Origin of the sequence: Maribacter huludaoensis (assembly GCF_029350945.1) — a bacterium.
GTDB lineage: Bacteria > Bacteroidota > Bacteroidia > Flavobacteriales > Flavobacteriaceae > Maribacter > Maribacter huludaoensis.
Window position 1 is genome coordinate 203,858 of sequence record NZ_JARKMS010000006.1, and the last position, 15,761, is coordinate 219,618.

Sequence of the window (15,761 nt, forward strand, 5' to 3'; positions counted from 1 at the left end):
TTATGCCAAAATAATTTCCTTATCTACAATTTTTCCGTCAACCATTGTCAATTTACGATCTGCCATTTCTGCCAATTCAGCATTGTGGGTAACGATTACAAAGGTCTGTCCAAACTTTTCACGTAGCTCAAAAAATAGTTTGTGCAGGTTATCAGCGCTTTCTGAATCTAAATTACCGCTAGGTTCATCGGCAAAAATTATGGAGGGGTTGTTGATCAAGGCACGGGCAACCGCTACACGTTGTTGTTCTCCACCAGATAGTTCTGATGGTTTATGGTCGTAACGATGGGATAATCCTAAAAAATCTAAAAGTTCTTTGGCTCTATCTTCAGCTTCAGATTTTGGCGTCTTTTTAATAAATGCAGGTAGGCATACATTTTCAATGGCCGTAAATTCTGGCAATAATTGGTGAAATTGAAAAATGAATCCTATATGTTCATTTCTAAATTTTGCTAAATCTTTATCATTTAGTTCTGTAGTTTCAATACCATTGATCAGTAACGTACTGTCTTTTCTATTTGATTGAACGTCTAAAGTTCCCAAAATTTGTAATAAGGTAGTTTTACCGGCACCGGAAGCACCAACTATAGATACTATTTCTCCTTTTTTAATATGGAGGTCAACTCCTTTTAGTACTTCTAATTCTCCGTAGTACTTATGAATGTTAGAAGCTTTTATCATGGGTAAGTGTATGTTTAAGGTTGTAAATTGATCAAATTCAAATTTAATGAAAAACGATCATGCTTAATATAGTTATTCATATTAAGTATTAACTATTGTCCGGTTTAAGCCTAATTGAATATGGCTATTCTAAAATATGCACTATTTTATGATATTTTTACGTTTGATGATGAAAGAAAATATTAAATTTGTTCAACCTAAAATGAATTAGGTTAAACACAAATGGAAATTTATGTCCCCTTATAAGAATTTAGAAGAATACAATCTTGAAATTACCGATGAAGTTAAAAGTAGATATTCATCTATTTTAGATGAAATTGGTGAAGATGTATCTAGGGAAGGTTTGGTGAAGACACCGGAACGTGCAGCTAAAGCTATGTTGTTTTTAACGCAGGGGTATCAGCAAGATGCCGTTGAAATTTTACAAGGGGCAATGTTTAAAGAAGATTATGATGACATGGTCATTATAAAGGATATTGAGCTATATTCTTTGTGTGAACATCACATGTTGCCATTTTTCGGTAAGGCTCATATTGCTTATATCCCTAATGGACAAATAGTTGGGTTGAGTAAGATACCTCGTGTAGTTGATGTATTTGCTAGAAGATTACAGGTACAGGAGAGACTTACGCATGACATATTGGAATGTATTAACAATACACTGAAACCAAAAGGAGTGGCCGTAGTAATTGAAGCTTCGCACATGTGCATGATGATGCGTGGTGTGCAAAAACAGAACTCTGTTACCACAACATCTGGCTTTAGAGGTCAATTTGAAAAGATTGAAACCAGAAATGAATTTTTAAAATTGATTAGCTCAGATCTTTCATAATCTGAAAAATTGCGTATAATCAATTTATAAATTTGGCATCTTTGTTGCATTATTTAGTTAGAATAATTAATTTTTCAATATGTCAATTTTAAAAGATAAAAAATACAAGCAACTTTTTATGGGTTTGCTTTTTGATGGTATAGGTATGTTATCATTTGCTATACCGTTTGTGGGCGAATTTTCTGATATAGTTTGGGCTCCGCTCTCCGCTTGGTTAATGACCCGCATGTATAAAGGCAAAGTAGGTCAGGCAGCTGGGATATTCACTTTTGTAGAAGAGATTATACCAGGTTTTGATGTAATACCATCGTTTACCTTAATGTGGTTATATACTTATGTTTTTAAGGGTTCAAAAAAAGGTCAAACAATAGAGGTTTAGAACATTATCTAAGTTTGTAAAATCACTTAACTTTATCTCAAATACTATGAGTTGTGAAGAGAAGAAGTTTTGTTGCAAAATCCAGTTTAAGTAGCATAGCTACTTTGTTAGGAGTAGATATTGTCTTTAAACAAGTAATGCCCGATGGTTATACTCCAATAGCTTTACAAGATACTGACCCATTTAAATTATTCAATAAAGATAAGGGTATGATCGTTTTAAACGATAAGCCTTGGAATATTGAAGCACAAGCCCATCTCCTAGATGATAAGGTAACTCCCAATAAGTCTATTTTTATTAGAAATAATGGACTTGTTCCTGAAAAAATCGATGTAGAAAACTGGACTCTTACCATTGATGGGGAGTCTGTAGAAAAGCCAAAAACTTATTCACTTGCAGAGTTAAAGTCAAAATTTAAACATCATACCTATCAATTAACCTTAGAGTGTGGCGGTAATGGTAGAAGCGAATTTGATCCACCTGCAAAAGGAAATCAATGGACAGTGGGTGCGGTTTACTGTGCTAATTGGACTGGTGTAAGGTTAAGAGATGTGTTAGAAGATGTAGGTATTAACGATGATGCTGTCTATTTTGGTTATCACGCTGCAGATGTGCATCTTAGTAGAGATCCTGGTAAAGAACCTATATCTAGGGGAGCACCCATTGCAAAAGCTTTGCAAGATGAAACATTGTTGGCCTTTAAAATGAACGGAGCCGATATTCCTTTAGTACATGGTTATCCCTTACGGGTCATTGCAGGAGGATGGCCTGCCTCGGTTTCTGGAAAATGGTTACAACGTATTAGCATAAGAAATATAGTTCATGACGGTACCAAAATGACCGGTACGGCATATAGAGTGCCTTGTAAACCTGTTGCTCCTGGTGAAAAAGTGGCAGATGAAGATATGTGTATCATTGAGTCTATGCCGGTAAAATCTTTAATTACATACCCTAAATCTGGTGCTATTTTATCAAAAAGTAAAAAGTTAAGCATTAAGGGTCATGCCTGGGCAGGTGAATTAGAAGTTGACAAAATGGAATATTCCATAGATTTTGGTGCTACTTGGAACTCTTGTTCTTTACAAAGACCTGTAAACCGTTTAGCGTGGCAGCATTTTTCAGCAGATATTTCATTTCCGCAGGAGGGATATTATGAAGTTTGGGCAAAAGCCACTGATACAGACGGGGTAGGGCAGCCTATGTTACTACCCGGCTGGAACCCTAAAGGATATTTAAATAATGCTTGTCATAGAATAGCCGTAAAAATCACCTAGATGAAAAAGCAAAATCTTGATACGCTAAAACGCGATTTTAAAGATTTATATAGAAAGACTATACTTGCCAGTGTTGTAATTGCTATTGGAGGTATTGCTTTACTGTACTTTATAGTTGACCCAAATTTATCTGCTTTTAAAGCTAACGAACCTAAAACGGAAATTGTAGAGATACCTGCTGAAAACGATTTTAATAAAATAGAAAATGGTATTCATGTAGCAACTGGTTTTATAGAGGCGCCAGGTATGACAGAGACCATTCAGAATTGTACAAATTGCCATTCATCTAAGTTGGTCATGCAGAATAGAATGAATGAAGAACGATGGAAATCTACTATTAAATGGATGCAGGAAACCCAGAATTTGTGGGATTTAGGAGAGAATGAAGCTGTAATTATCAACTATTTAGTTACCAACTATCCACCAAAAAAAGTGGGTAGGAGGGCGGTACTTACAGATGTTGAATGGTATCAACTAGAAGAATAAATAGAAAAAGCCTTTGAATTTAATTCAAAGGCTTTTTAATTACGTTAAGTGGTAGCGTATACTTATTCTATTACTACGTCAAAAGTCTGAGTAATATCAGTTTCTCCACCTGCATCTGCCAAAGTACCATCGTTTGGTTTTGTGGGTTCATGACGTAATGTAATAGTTACAGTTCCTGTACCTGCATCACCAGTTGTCAATTCAAATTCAAGACCAATAGGATTTCCATCTCCATCTTCATCAGAATATGTTACATCTGCAATAGCTCCTGATAGTCCAAAGAAAAATTGGTGTTCATCAGCTTCTTCAGCTACTTCTTCGGTAATATCTTCAGCAGGAGTTTCAGTTTCGTTCAATAATTCAATACTACCTGCGTAGGTTGTGTTTGCCGTTAAATTATCTGCCGTTATAACAGGTTCATTTGGTCCATCACCATCTAAATCTTGAGATTGAAGTGTGGCAGTACCGTCAGCACTTGTTAAAGTAACAGTCATTGTAGTGATAATTTCTTCTTCGTTTACTACTTCTGGTGTATCATCGTCACTAGAACATGATGTCATTACTGTTGCCATTAGACTTAATGCTAAAATGGTTTTTACTGTTTTGTTTCTTTTCATAATTGTACTTGTTTTCATTTGTTAATATTTATTCTTAATAGTTAAAAATTAGGCGCAGACGTATATTTCTGCCCATGTCGTCTGCAAAATATCGTTGCCTATTTAGGTAGTCACGATAATTGGTATTCAATAGGTTGCTTGCACTTAGGCCCACAGTAAAATCGTTTTTATTTTTTAATGAAAAAGATGCTTCTGTATTTAGAGCTAAAAGGTGATAAGCATCTGGTGGTGTATTTATGTCCAGAATCACATTTTCTTGCTGTTCTGGAGAAAATACTTCAATGTTATCGGGATATCTTGTTTGTTCAAAAACATACTGACTTTCTAAACTAACTAGAAAGTTGTTCCATTTAGGATTTGTATATGTAATACTGTTAGAGAAATTTAAGGCAGGCATATTTATAAGCGGAGTATCTGTATCTGTATCCGTTCCTCTTACCCAAGCAAACTTATGGTCCGTTCTTATATGTGAAGACCAATTTTTGTATAAAGATGCATCAAGTCCTAATAAAACAGCGTTAGTCTGGCGATAAGACCATACAGGGAAAGCTCCTCTAAGCGTAAATTCTACACCTGTAGGTTCCACAAGTATAAAGTCTTTTATACTGTTTAGAAACGGAGCAACAGTATAGCCCCAGGTATTGGTGTTTCTTTCTAAAGATGCTGAGAATTTAGATGATGTTTCGCTTTTAATTCTTAAATCGCCTAATTCTATACGTGCCGCAGAATGATGTAAACCATCACTGAACAATTCTGACGGATTAGGAGCCCTTTGTGAGTAAGCGTAATTAAAACGTAAATGATTTTTGTTGTTTAATTTGTAATGCAACCCTGCTGTGCCAGAGAAATTAAGGTAGTCAAAAACAGGATTAACAAGTAATTGCGTGCCCAAGTCCTCAAGAATTATATCCGAAAAATCGGTATCGTAGCCACGTTCTTCCCATCTTGACGTCCTATAGAATTTTTTTGAATCTATTCTACTAAAGTCATACCGAGCTCCGGCATCTATATTCCAATCACTATTAAGTTCATAGCTACCTATAGCATAAAGGCCAAAGTCGTATTTGTCATAATCTGGAATTAGCCTTCTGACACCGGTATCTGGGTTGGCAAAATTGGTTTGGAATCTACCTAATGCCCCTACTTTAAAATCAAAGCCTTCTTTGGCATCAAATTTTAAATTGGTCAATAAGGAATGTGTGGTCAATTTTAAATCTAACGATGCTTTGTCTGCATCATCACCTACACGAACATCATATTCTAATCTTCTATTTTGTTGAAAATCATATTGTGTGGTCCATTTTCCAAATCCTTCAAATCTTTTATAGTAACTAAGTTTACCCAAATGATGGGTTACTTCTTGGTAGGGTTGGTCAATATCATAGGTAAAATCGTTGATTACGCTTGGTACATCACTATTAATGGCAGTAATTAAATCATCTACATTACCAATATGTGAGGCCCTTAAAATTCCAATTTCTGAATTAAAAAAGGAATAGTAACCTTCCCATCCTCTTTCAAAATCGGTTTTTCCAGCATTAAGGGATAGACCACTTTCTTTTATACCAGTGTTTGAAAGTATATAATCTGGAGCTTCTAAATCCCCTAATTTTTTATAAGAACCTTGTGCCTTAATATACAGACCGGATTTATAAGATTTGGTCAATGTAGATGTAATATTTCCGCCACGACCATTTGAAGCAAGATTTAGTTGTGTTTTACCAAACAAAGAATCTGTTCTAACAACAGGTAGTGCTTCTAAAACAATTACCCCGCCAATGGCATCACCACCGTATTCTATAGCGGCCGCGCCCTTGATTACACTTATGTTTTGATTTGCATTGACATCTACGTTAGGGGCATGTTCCTCACCCCATTCCATGTCCTGCATACGAACGTTATTGTTCAGAATTAAGATTCTACTGCCATTTAAGCCTTGTATTACCGGTTTTACAATATTACCACCTGTATTTAACGTAGATATTCCGGCTATTTTTTTAAGTGCATCGCCTAAACTGTTACCGCTATTACGCTCTATATCTTTTACGGATAGAACATTTTCTTGTGCAGAATTGGTGGTCTTTTGTATATCACCTATAACCTTAACTTCCTTTAATTCTTCTAAGTGATGTTCTAATCTAATTTCAGAAAACGTATCACCATTGATTGTTACCGTAATAAATTTGGTGGTACATTCTGGGTGAGAAATTTCTAATTCTATAACTCCATCACATAGATTTTTAAAGGTAAATTTTCCATTTTCCTTAGAAACTGTAGAAAGATTTTTACCGGTTATATTGATAGTTGCTCCACTTAACGTACTGTTATCATGGAAATCTACTATTTCCCCTAATAGAATTGAATTGCAATCTTGAGCGTAAGCTATTGTATAACAAAAGATTGCAAAAATATATAAATATGATTTCATTATATAATTTTAGCGCGAATAGGTACCGATGCAGAAATTGACATCGATTATTTTTTTTCTAGGAGTGAGTTAACTCTGAATAGGGGGAGGCCTGCCAAACGTTGCATACCTGAAATAGGAAGAAGGAACTTTACTAACAAAAGGCGATATTTTTTTACCTGTATATATTATCAATGGTAAAAGAATAAATATCAATGTAGCAACAAACGTAAAATCTGAATTTAGATTTTGTACTGCCAAATCACAAATGCTACAATTCTCAATTGTATCTACAGCATTATCTTGATGAGTGTAAACATGAAAAGATGTCACCTTAATAAGCATAAGGCAAAACAAAATAAATACAGAGAAGTATGTAAATATTGATTTCTTCACAAAGCTAAATTACTAAAAGAAGTAGAACTGAATGTTAAAGAAAACCTAACACGGTTATTTAAAAGAGAAATCCTAGTCCTAATCTTTTAAGCATTTTTTTTTCAAAGGCCCAAAAGAATTTGAATTGTCCAAATAACCAGCCATATATTACCAATAATATCTGATAAAACGGAAAAATCAGTAAAATTCGTAAAATCCAATAGATTGCAGAACCCCACCATGTATCTGCAAAATTAGCTTGTTGTAAGCCAATTAAATTTAAAAAAGGTTTTGCAACATAGACAGAAGAAGATCCTGTAATGGCAAAAACTATGAAAATAATGATTAATTGAAAATTGCTGGTAACGCCCCAGCGTTCTTTTAATTTTTGCATGACATCTATTGAATGCCGCAAATATACTTTTTAAATGCGGGGTACAAAAGGACCTAAACGTTGATTGTACTTTCTTTGAAAATAGATGAAATAATTATACAATTTATAATTTACTTCATATCCATAATCTATATGACGAGCGTAATCTATTTGTAGTTCATATAAATTGGGATTAAACTTAGAGGGTTGTAATACTCTATTATTCCATTCTAAAACCATGATATAATTTCTATTCTCAAGAAAACTCTGAGAATAATACCCTTCAGGTTTTGCAACGGAGTTTAACCAAACATTAAAACCAGGTTCTATTATAATTATTTCGTATTCTGTTTTGTCGCTTGAAATGGTAATAGTGTCTCCTTCAACTTGTTTAAAGGCCTGCTCTTCATCACTAGATATAGATAAAGATTCTTTTGAAGAACCGCAACAAACCATAAATGATGCAAGCACAGCAAGTAAAAACAAATTCTGAAATAGTAAATAGTTCTTTTTCATAAGTTATAAGATACAAAAAAACCCACTTGCATCAGCAAGCGGGTTATATAGATAAAATTTTATAAAATTATTTACCGAACAAGCCTCCTAAAAGACCTCCTATACCGCCACTACTTTTATTACCGCCCATTACCATACCGGCAACATCATCTAATATGCTACCATCACCATCAGCATCTAATAAAGAGGTAATTAAACTTTGGTTTTCCTGTGGCTGTCCACCTAGCATACTTCCTAATAACGCATTCATTCCCGTACTGTCATTTACGTTACTTTGTGCAGTTTGCTTACCTATCATTCCCATAACTATAGGAGCGGCTATCTTTAAAATTTGAGCAACCGAACCAGAATCTATACCGGATTTTGAGCTTAGGGCACTTTCTACCTGAGGTTGTTTGTCACCAAACACATGTCCTAAAATACCGGCGCCGTCTGCCATTAAACTATCGTCAACACCACCGCCAAAAAGGCCTCCTAGATTGTCCAGAATACTACCATTGTGATTGCTAGATAAGGCACTCATTAAACCTTGTGCACCTTCTGGTGTAGAAACATTTTTCTTCATAGCACCAAGTATTAACGGCATAGCCATACTTAGTACATTTGCGGTTTTATCTGCTGGTTGATTTGTCTGACCTGCAACTCCACTAATTAATTGTTGCCCCATTGGGCTATTTAATAAATCTAATAATCCTGCCATTGTAATGGTTTATTTTATGTTTATGTTGTAAAATACAAAAAAGCGAACACAATTTTGGTTATTTATAACCTTAATTTAATAATGAAATTATCTGTTCCGCTAGTTCTAGTCCTATTCTTTCTTGAGCTTCTAAGGTTGCAGCACCAATATGCGGAGAAAGAGAAATGCTTGAATGCATCAATATTTTAATTTCTGGTTTTGGTTCGGATTCGTATACATCTAAACCTGCAAAAGCTACCGTGCCGTTTTCTAAAGCATCAATAAGGGCAACTTCATCCAAAACTCCGCCTCTTGCAGCATTAACGATGCCTACACCTTTTTTCATTTTTGCAAATTCCGATTGGCCTAAAACATAATCATCCTGTCCGGGAATATGTAGGGTTATGTAATCGGCCTGCTTAAGTAAATCTTCTTTTGTTGAATTTTTTAAATTAAAAACTACCCTTTGTCCATCAAAAAACGAAAGTTCAACGTCGGTTTGTTCTACCTCTGGGTCACAATACATGACGCTCATACCTGCGCCTATGGCAAGTTTTGCCGTTGCTTGACCTATATTGCCAAAACCGAAAATACCTAGGGTTTTTCCTCTTAGTTCGGTGCCTTTTGAATATGATTTCTTAAGTCCTTTAAAGTTGCTGTCTCCTTCTAAAGGCATATTTCTATTGGCGTCATATAAAAAACGGGCGCCACCAAAAAGATGACCGAACACTAGTTCTGCTACAGATTCTGATGATGCGGCAGGTGTATTGATTACATGTATGCCTTTTTCTTTTGCATAGTCAACATCAATGTTATCCATGCCAACACCACCGCGACCAATTAGTTTAAGGGTAGGGCAGGCATCGATCAAATCTTTTCTGACCTTTGTGGCACTTCTTACTAATAAGGCATCAATCTTATTTTCATTAATATAATTTACCAACTGCTCTTGAGCAACGGTCGTTGTCAAAATTTCAAATCCTGATTTCTCAAGTACGGCAATACCGTTTTGAGAAATACCATCATTTGCTAATATCTTCATATAATTTGCTCGTTAATCGAGATTTTATTTTTCTAAGGTTTTCAGTACGGTATGAGCGTACCTAAAATTTTACGCTGAGTTTTTTAAGCAATACACTCATCGCATAGTTAAGCGCATATTTCCTTATTCTAATTATGGAAAGAAATGTTCAGGATAAGTGATTATCCTTTTCGCTCCATTTCACTCATAACATCTACCAAAACACCAACACTTTCTAAAGATAGCGCATTGTACATACTGGCTCTGTAACCACCCACTGAGCGGTGACCGTTTAAACCATTTATACCGGCTTCTTTTAGCATATTGTCAAAGGTTGTTTTTAATGCTTCGTCAGTAATGTTGAAGGTTGCATTCATTAATGAACGGTCTTCAGTATTTGCATAGCCTTCAAAAACAGGATTTAAATCAATCTCAGAATACAACAATCTTGCTTTCTTTTCATTCACCTCTTCTATAGCAGCTATACCACCAAGATTTTTAAGCCATTCTAAGGTTAGCATTGAGGTGTATACCGCAAAAACAGAAGGTGTGTTGAACATACTATCTTTAGATATATGTACTTGATAGTCTAGCATAGATGGGATTTTTCTAGAAACTTGACCTAGAATCTCTTCTTTTACGATAACTAGCGTTGTTCCTGCTGGTCCCATATTTTTTTGTGCACCGGCATAGATTAAATCGAACTGAGAAAAATCCAATGTCCTGGAAAAAATATCAGAACTCATATCACATACCAAAGGACAGTCTGTCTTAGGGAATTTTTTGAATTGGGTACCGTATATTGTATTGTTTGAAGTAATATGTAAATAATCTAAACCAGTTGGTACGGAATATCCTTTTGGAATGTACTTAAAGTTTTCGTCTTTAGACGAGCCCACTTCCACTACTTCTCCAAACAATTTTGCTTCTTTGATAGCTTTATCGCTCCAAGTACCTGTATTTAGATATCCGGCTTTTTGTTCCAATAAGTTATATGCTACCATTAAAAACTCAAGACTTGCTCCGCCTTGTAAAAATAGTGCTTTGTATCCTTTATCCTTTAAATCTAAAAGTTCTAATGCCAACGATCTTGCATTCTCCATTACGGCCACAAAATCTTTACTTCTATGTGAAATCTCTACAAGTGAAAGTCCGGAACCATTGAAGTCCATAACGGATTCAGAAGCTTTTAATAATACTTCTTTTGGTAAAATACATGGTCCGGCACTAAAATTATGTTTTTTCATTTGTCTGTAAATTAAGGATGCAAATGTCAGAATTTTTTAAAGATTTTTCGATACGGAACGGTATTTAATTCTAAGATGTTCTCAACAAGAAATCAACTGTGTCTATACCATCGGCATAATCGTTCAAGGAAGGTTTTTGGGTGTTGCCAAATGAAATCTCACCATCTATGAAACCAGAAGATACAATACATTGAATTTTGTCCTCATCTTTCTTTAAAGCTGTTTTTAGTTCTATAGCATTTTCATAATATTCGTAAAATAAAGATGCGATAGGGGAACCAAAACTTTCTTCCTCTTTTAAAATAAGAAAACCGTTATCTAAGATTTTAAACTCGCTCATTAAATACACCGCCTTATTGTAGTCATAATTATTAGCGTATTTATGATGGTTAATAATATCATTGTAGGGGAACATGGCCTTGTAAAAGGTATCTATACCGTAGTTTTTTGGGATATAGATTTTTGATACACTTCTGCAGCCTAAACCAAAATATCTAAATATATCTTCGCCCAAAGCTGTTAGTTCTTTAGAACTTTCCTTTCCGTTTAAAACAGCTATAGAGTTTCTGTTTTTACGGATAATATTTGGTTTTTTGCTAAAATAGTATTCAAAGTATCTTGCAGTATTGTTACTGCCCGTTGCTATTACTGCATCGTAATTTGTTAGCTTTTCTTTGGTAAAGGTTACTTTGTCCTTAAAAGATGGTTCAATAGCAATTAAATATTCAATTATTAACGGAATTAGCTTTTGATCGTTGCTCGATAATTTTACAAGCGCTTTGTTACCCGTAATTAACACGCACAGAAGGTCATGAAATCCAACCAAAGGAATGTTTCCTGCCATAATCAAAGCAATAGTCTTTTCTTTATTAATTGTTAAATCATAATTGTTCAACCATGTTTCTATGTTTTGCCTGGTAAGTATATTGCCCCATTCGTTATAAGCATGAACACAATTTTCTTCTGAAAACCAACCATTATAATGTTGCGCTTTTTCAGCCTCGGATTTAAAACGCGCTATCCATTCGTCATTTAAATGCTCAGAAATGGTGTTTGTTGTGACTAAATGGCAAAATGTTCTTAGAAAATTTCCAAGTTTAACAAAAGCTTCTATAGTAGGGTTGCTATGGGTCATTATATTTGTATACTAGTTAGGTAGGAATTACCTTTGTGCAAAAATAAGCATGCCCGTTCTTTTTTGGGCATTTTAACGTAGAAGAAATTATGGCAATTATAATAACAGACGAATGTATTAATTGTGGAGCTTGTGAACCTGAATGTCCTAACACCGCAATATATGAAGGAGCAGATGAATGGAGATACGCTGATGGTACTTCTTTAGAAGGCAATGTCGTTTTGCCAAATGGTAAAGAAGTTGATGCCAATGACGTTCAAGAACCTATTAGTGATGAAGTGTATTATATAGCACCCGATAAATGTACGGAATGCATGGGATTCCATGAAGAGCCGCAGTGTGCAGCAGTATGTCCTGTAGATTGTTGTGTGCCAGATGATGATCATGTAGAAACTGAAGAAGCACTTTTGGCAAAGCAACGTTTCATGCACCCAGAATAAGGATATTATAAGTTTTAAGGGGTATTACCTTAAGATTAAGGGTTATTTTATTGCATAACAGAAATGTGGTAATGGTTTTTACAGGCTTAAAAATCACTTAACATACTTAGTAAATGAAAAAAGCTACCTAAATAAATAGGTAGCTTTTTTTAATAAAACTAAATCAAAACTAAAATTTATAATTCAACGATAGGTTGAACATTGTACCTAATTGGCTAAAGTGATAACCATCATAAGTCATTTGAGAATAACGTTGGTTAAAGGTTATTAAATTAGATTGGTTTTGAGTTTGTGCAGCATCGGCCAATATGGCATCACCTGCGGCATTTTGCGAAACAAAACTCCATTCAGGCAAAACATTCAGCAAATTGTTGATGTTAAGTGCAATAGTCAATTTGTCAGAAGCGCTGTAATTAACTCCTAAATCTGTGACAATTTTAGGGTCAAACTCAGTACCTAAATTAAAGTTGCCGTTTGCATCTGTACTTAAACCTTGTTGAAAAAAGCTTGTTTTACCAAATAAGGTGTTGTTCAATGAAAAACCGAATTTGTTGATATCATAATTAGCACCTAAAATCCATTTTGTTCTTGGTCTCGATGTAAAAAATAAAGCTTCTTGCGTTTGGTTAACTACAGATTGGCCTGAATTTGCAACTAAAGCAATATCCTTTACGGGTCCGTCTAATTCATTTTGAATTGTGTAGTTACCTGATAAATTTAAATCTAAGCTACCTTCACCAATATTAATTCCTTTATAAGCTAGAACAACATCTACACCAGAGGTTTTAGTGTCTATAGCGTTAGAAAAGAAGCTAACATCACTTAAATTGTTATTTGCCAAAAGAACATCTAAAGGATTTGTTGGGTCGCCACTTCCGCCTATTTCATTACCCAATACAATTCTATCTTTTACTTTAATGTTGTAATAATCAAAAGTATAGCTGAATTTGTTAGCAATTTTCCCTCCAAAACCAACAGTAAAGTTAGTAGAAGTCTCAGCATCTAATTGTGGTATACCCAAAAGTTTTGCTTGGGTAGAAACGTTGTTGATTAGACCACCAACTTGAATACCTTGACCCGGCACAAAACTATACTGTGCTTTTTGAGTGTAAATTTGGTGAAGGGTAGGAGCTCTAAAACCAGAGGAAATAGAACCTCTTAAAGTGAACGCATCACTAAACTTATAACGCGAACTAAATTTGTAGATGAAAGTATTACCAAAATCAGAATAATTTTCTGTTCTTATGGTACCGCTTAGTAAAAACGCATCAGATACATCATAATCTAAACTTAAATATCCACCAATGTTGTAGCGATTGAATTTCCCTGAGTTTTGAGGTGAAGCACCTGCAAATGAATCTGCACCACCACCATCGTAAGATGCCAATTCACCTTCTATAATTTCAAAAGTTTCGGTTCTAAACTCGGCACCAACACCAATACTTACTTTGTCAGAAAGTAATCTTGAAATATCAATGTTACCTACGTTATGAGAAAACCTAGTTCCTCCCGGATCAAATGACTGCTGGCTATTTTCTCTATATAATTCTGAACCTTCAGTAATTTCGCCGTCATCTACAGAGCCATTACCATTGGCATCTATAAATACAGAAGGAGAATATACAATGTTTCTATTGTGGGTATTGTTCACTTTGTACGTTTGTAAGTTGCCACCAGTAGTAAAACTTGCATCAATATTCCAATCGTTTATCACCGATTTGAAACCAATAGTTGCATTATAATCACTTAATAAACCTTCAAATGTTGGTAAGTATCCATCGTATCCACCAGCTGTATTTGGATTGTCACCGGGAAAGAAATCAGCCAGGTAAGGAAAATCATCAACTGTTCTCCAATACGGTGTTCTGTAGTTTGCAAAACTATTTACTGCTTTATAAACATAGGCGGCGTTACCATATAAAGAGGTGTTCGCACTTAGGTCATATCCTAAATTTACAGAAAACTTTGCAGCCGCAGTTTCGGGCGAACCGTTAATGTTCCCTGCATCGGGGCGTCTAGATAGGAATTCTTGTACATCTGCAATATCAGCGCCAAAATCACCAGCTTCACCGGCTGCATCTACCATACCTGGTCTATTTGCTTGATTAACTTTAGATAAATCTACAGTGTAGTTTACAAAACCTTTGTCATCACCAATTGTGGAACCATTATTAATTGCAACACCGAACATTTCTCCATCACCTTCAGATGTTATTCCCGTTCTCAATGTAGCAGAGCCTTCATTTGGTGAATCTTTAAGTATAATGTTCATTACGCCCGCAATAGCATCTGATCCATATTGTGCAGAGGCACCGTCACGTAAGATTTCAACTCTTTTAATTGCATCTGTTGGTATAGCTGAAATATCTGCACCGGTTTCACCACGGCCCGGAGATGTCTGCGTATACAATAATGCACTTAAGTTCTTACGTTTACCGTTAATCAAAATCAATGTTCTTGACGGTCCCATGTTTCTAATTTCGTAAGGATCTAATAACGATGTTGCGTCATTTACGGGAGTTTGTACCGTATTAAATGATGGTATTCTGTATTGTAGGGCCTTGTCAAAAGTTGCCTGACCTGTAGAGGTCAATTCTTTTACGCCTACTACATCTACAGGTAAAGGTGTGTCTGTATTACTTCTTGGTGCGGTACGGGAACCTACTACAATAAATTCGTCTAACTGCATACCTTCGGACAATTGCACGTTTATTGTGTTTTTTCCGGCCGTTGATATTTCTTGAGTAGCGAAACCAATATAGCTAAATACTAGTTTTGCATTGTCAGAAATGTTAATGGTATAATTACCATCAAAATCAGAGGTTGTACCGTTCGTTGTACCTTTTTCAACAATGTTAACTCCTGCCAAAGGCATTCCTGAATCATCTGTTACTTTACCTGAAATACTGTTTTGAACTTTTTTGTTCAAAGTTGTAGCGGAAATACCATTTGTAGCAGAATTAACTTTTAGGACTTTGGCCCTTTCTGCTTTTTTATGATAAACAACATAATATTTGTTGCCCAGATATTCAAAATCAAAACTAGTCTTGCGTTCTAGTTTATTAATAATTTTATCCAAGGCAGGGAATTTATATTCCTCAGGATTTAAACTGGTACTTGATACCAAAGTTGGGTTGTAAGTGAAAAAGACTTCATGTTTTTCACTGATCTCATTAAGAAATTCGCTCAGGGTAACGTTTTCTTTGAGGTCATTAGCTGCCGTTGCGCTGGTGATGCTTGAAAAAAGCATTACCGCAAGCAGTAATCTCATAAGTTTGTTCGTTCTCATAAATAAAAGT

16 protein-coding genes are annotated in these 15,761 nt (G+C 35.2%); 5 read left to right on the forward strand and 11 right to left on the reverse strand.

The genetic code is table 11. From position 1 onward, the window contains the following. Positions 1 to 681 (reverse strand): ABC transporter ATP-binding protein, encoded by a 681-nt coding sequence (locus tag PXC01_RS16335; RefSeq protein ID WP_276473353.1) that lies wholly within the window; start codon positions 679 to 681, stop codon positions 1 to 3. A 232-nt stretch (positions 682 to 913) separates the two neighbouring features. Between PXC01_RS16335 and folE the strand changes: the two genes are divergently transcribed. From folE to PXC01_RS16355, 4 genes are all read left to right on the forward strand, one after another. Beyond that, positions 914 to 1,513, forward strand: a complete 600-nt coding sequence (gene folE / locus PXC01_RS16340) for a GTP cyclohydrolase I FolE (protein ID WP_276473354.1) — start codon at positions 914 to 916, stop codon at positions 1,511 to 1,513. A 79-nt stretch (positions 1,514 to 1,592) separates the two neighbouring features. Continuing rightward, the gene (locus PXC01_RS16345; protein ID WP_276473355.1) at positions 1,593 to 1,892 is read left to right on the forward strand and encodes a hypothetical protein; all 300 of its coding nucleotides are present in this window, start codon (positions 1,593 to 1,595) and stop codon (positions 1,890 to 1,892) included. A gap of 53 nt (positions 1,893 to 1,945) precedes the next feature. After that, the gene (locus PXC01_RS16350; RefSeq protein ID WP_276473356.1) at positions 1,946 to 3,166 is read left to right on the forward strand and encodes a sulfite oxidase; all 1,221 of its coding nucleotides are present in this window, start codon (positions 1,946 to 1,948) and stop codon (positions 3,164 to 3,166) included. Further along, entirely contained in the window at positions 3,167 to 3,652 is a 486-nt protein-coding gene (locus PXC01_RS16355; protein WP_276473357.1) for a monoheme cytochrome C, read from the forward strand. It begins immediately after the preceding gene. Between the two features lie 62 nt (positions 3,653 to 3,714). Here the strand turns inward: PXC01_RS16355 and PXC01_RS16360 are convergent, their stop codons facing one another. The 9 genes from PXC01_RS16360 to PXC01_RS16395 form a co-directional block, all read right to left on the reverse strand. Then, on the reverse strand, positions 3,715 to 4,269 hold the full coding sequence (locus PXC01_RS16360; protein ID WP_276473358.1) for a type 1 periplasmic binding fold superfamily protein: 555 nt from the start codon (positions 4,267 to 4,269) through the stop codon (positions 3,715 to 3,717). A 34-nt stretch (positions 4,270 to 4,303) separates the two neighbouring features. After that, entirely contained in the window at positions 4,304 to 6,697 is a 2,394-nt protein-coding gene (locus tag PXC01_RS16365) for a TonB-dependent receptor (RefSeq protein WP_276473359.1), read from the reverse strand. Between the two features lie 69 nt (positions 6,698 to 6,766). Next, entirely contained in the window at positions 6,767 to 7,072 is a 306-nt protein-coding gene (locus PXC01_RS18455; RefSeq protein WP_366009586.1) for a DUF2645 family protein, read from the reverse strand. A gap of 58 nt (positions 7,073 to 7,130) precedes the next feature. Next, on the reverse strand, positions 7,131 to 7,445 hold the full coding sequence (locus PXC01_RS16370; RefSeq protein ID WP_276473360.1) for a DUF6787 family protein: 315 nt from the start codon (positions 7,443 to 7,445) through the stop codon (positions 7,131 to 7,133). 30 nt (positions 7,446 to 7,475) lie between these two features. Continuing rightward, positions 7,476 to 7,940, reverse strand: coding sequence for a DUF6146 family protein (locus PXC01_RS16375; RefSeq protein WP_276473361.1), 465 nt, complete (start codon positions 7,938 to 7,940; stop codon positions 7,476 to 7,478). Between the two features lie 67 nt (positions 7,941 to 8,007). Continuing rightward, positions 8,008 to 8,640: a DUF937 domain-containing protein gene (locus PXC01_RS16380; RefSeq protein WP_276473362.1), complete on the reverse strand. Its 633-nt coding sequence runs from the start codon at positions 8,638 to 8,640 to the stop codon at positions 8,008 to 8,010. A 70-nt stretch (positions 8,641 to 8,710) separates the two neighbouring features. Continuing rightward, positions 8,711 to 9,661, reverse strand: a complete 951-nt coding sequence (locus PXC01_RS16385) for a D-2-hydroxyacid dehydrogenase (RefSeq protein ID WP_276473363.1) — start codon at positions 9,659 to 9,661, stop codon at positions 8,711 to 8,713. Between the two features lie 161 nt (positions 9,662 to 9,822). Continuing rightward, the gene (gene serC, locus PXC01_RS16390; RefSeq protein WP_276473364.1) at positions 9,823 to 10,887 is read right to left on the reverse strand and encodes a 3-phosphoserine/phosphohydroxythreonine transaminase; all 1,065 of its coding nucleotides are present in this window, start codon (positions 10,885 to 10,887) and stop codon (positions 9,823 to 9,825) included. Positions 10,888 to 10,957: 70 nt separating this feature from the next. Beyond that, positions 10,958 to 12,022: an acyl-CoA reductase gene (locus PXC01_RS16395; protein ID WP_276473365.1), complete on the reverse strand. Its 1,065-nt coding sequence runs from the start codon at positions 12,020 to 12,022 to the stop codon at positions 10,958 to 10,960. A gap of 89 nt (positions 12,023 to 12,111) precedes the next feature. On the opposite strand from PXC01_RS16395, the gene PXC01_RS16400 reads away from it, so the two are divergent. Then, positions 12,112 to 12,462 carry a 4Fe-4S dicluster domain-containing protein gene (locus PXC01_RS16400; RefSeq protein ID WP_276473366.1) on the forward strand — a complete coding sequence of 117 codons (351 nt, stop codon included), beginning with the start codon at positions 12,112 to 12,114 and terminating at the stop codon, positions 12,460 to 12,462. Positions 12,463 to 12,631: 169 nt separating this feature from the next. On the opposite strand, the gene PXC01_RS16405 is transcribed toward PXC01_RS16400, so the two are convergent. Next, positions 12,632 to 15,751 carry a TonB-dependent receptor gene (locus tag PXC01_RS16405; RefSeq protein ID WP_276473367.1) on the reverse strand — a complete coding sequence of 1,040 codons (3,120 nt, stop codon included), beginning with the start codon at positions 15,749 to 15,751 and terminating at the stop codon, positions 12,632 to 12,634. Positions 15,752 to 15,761: the final 10 nt, after the last annotated feature.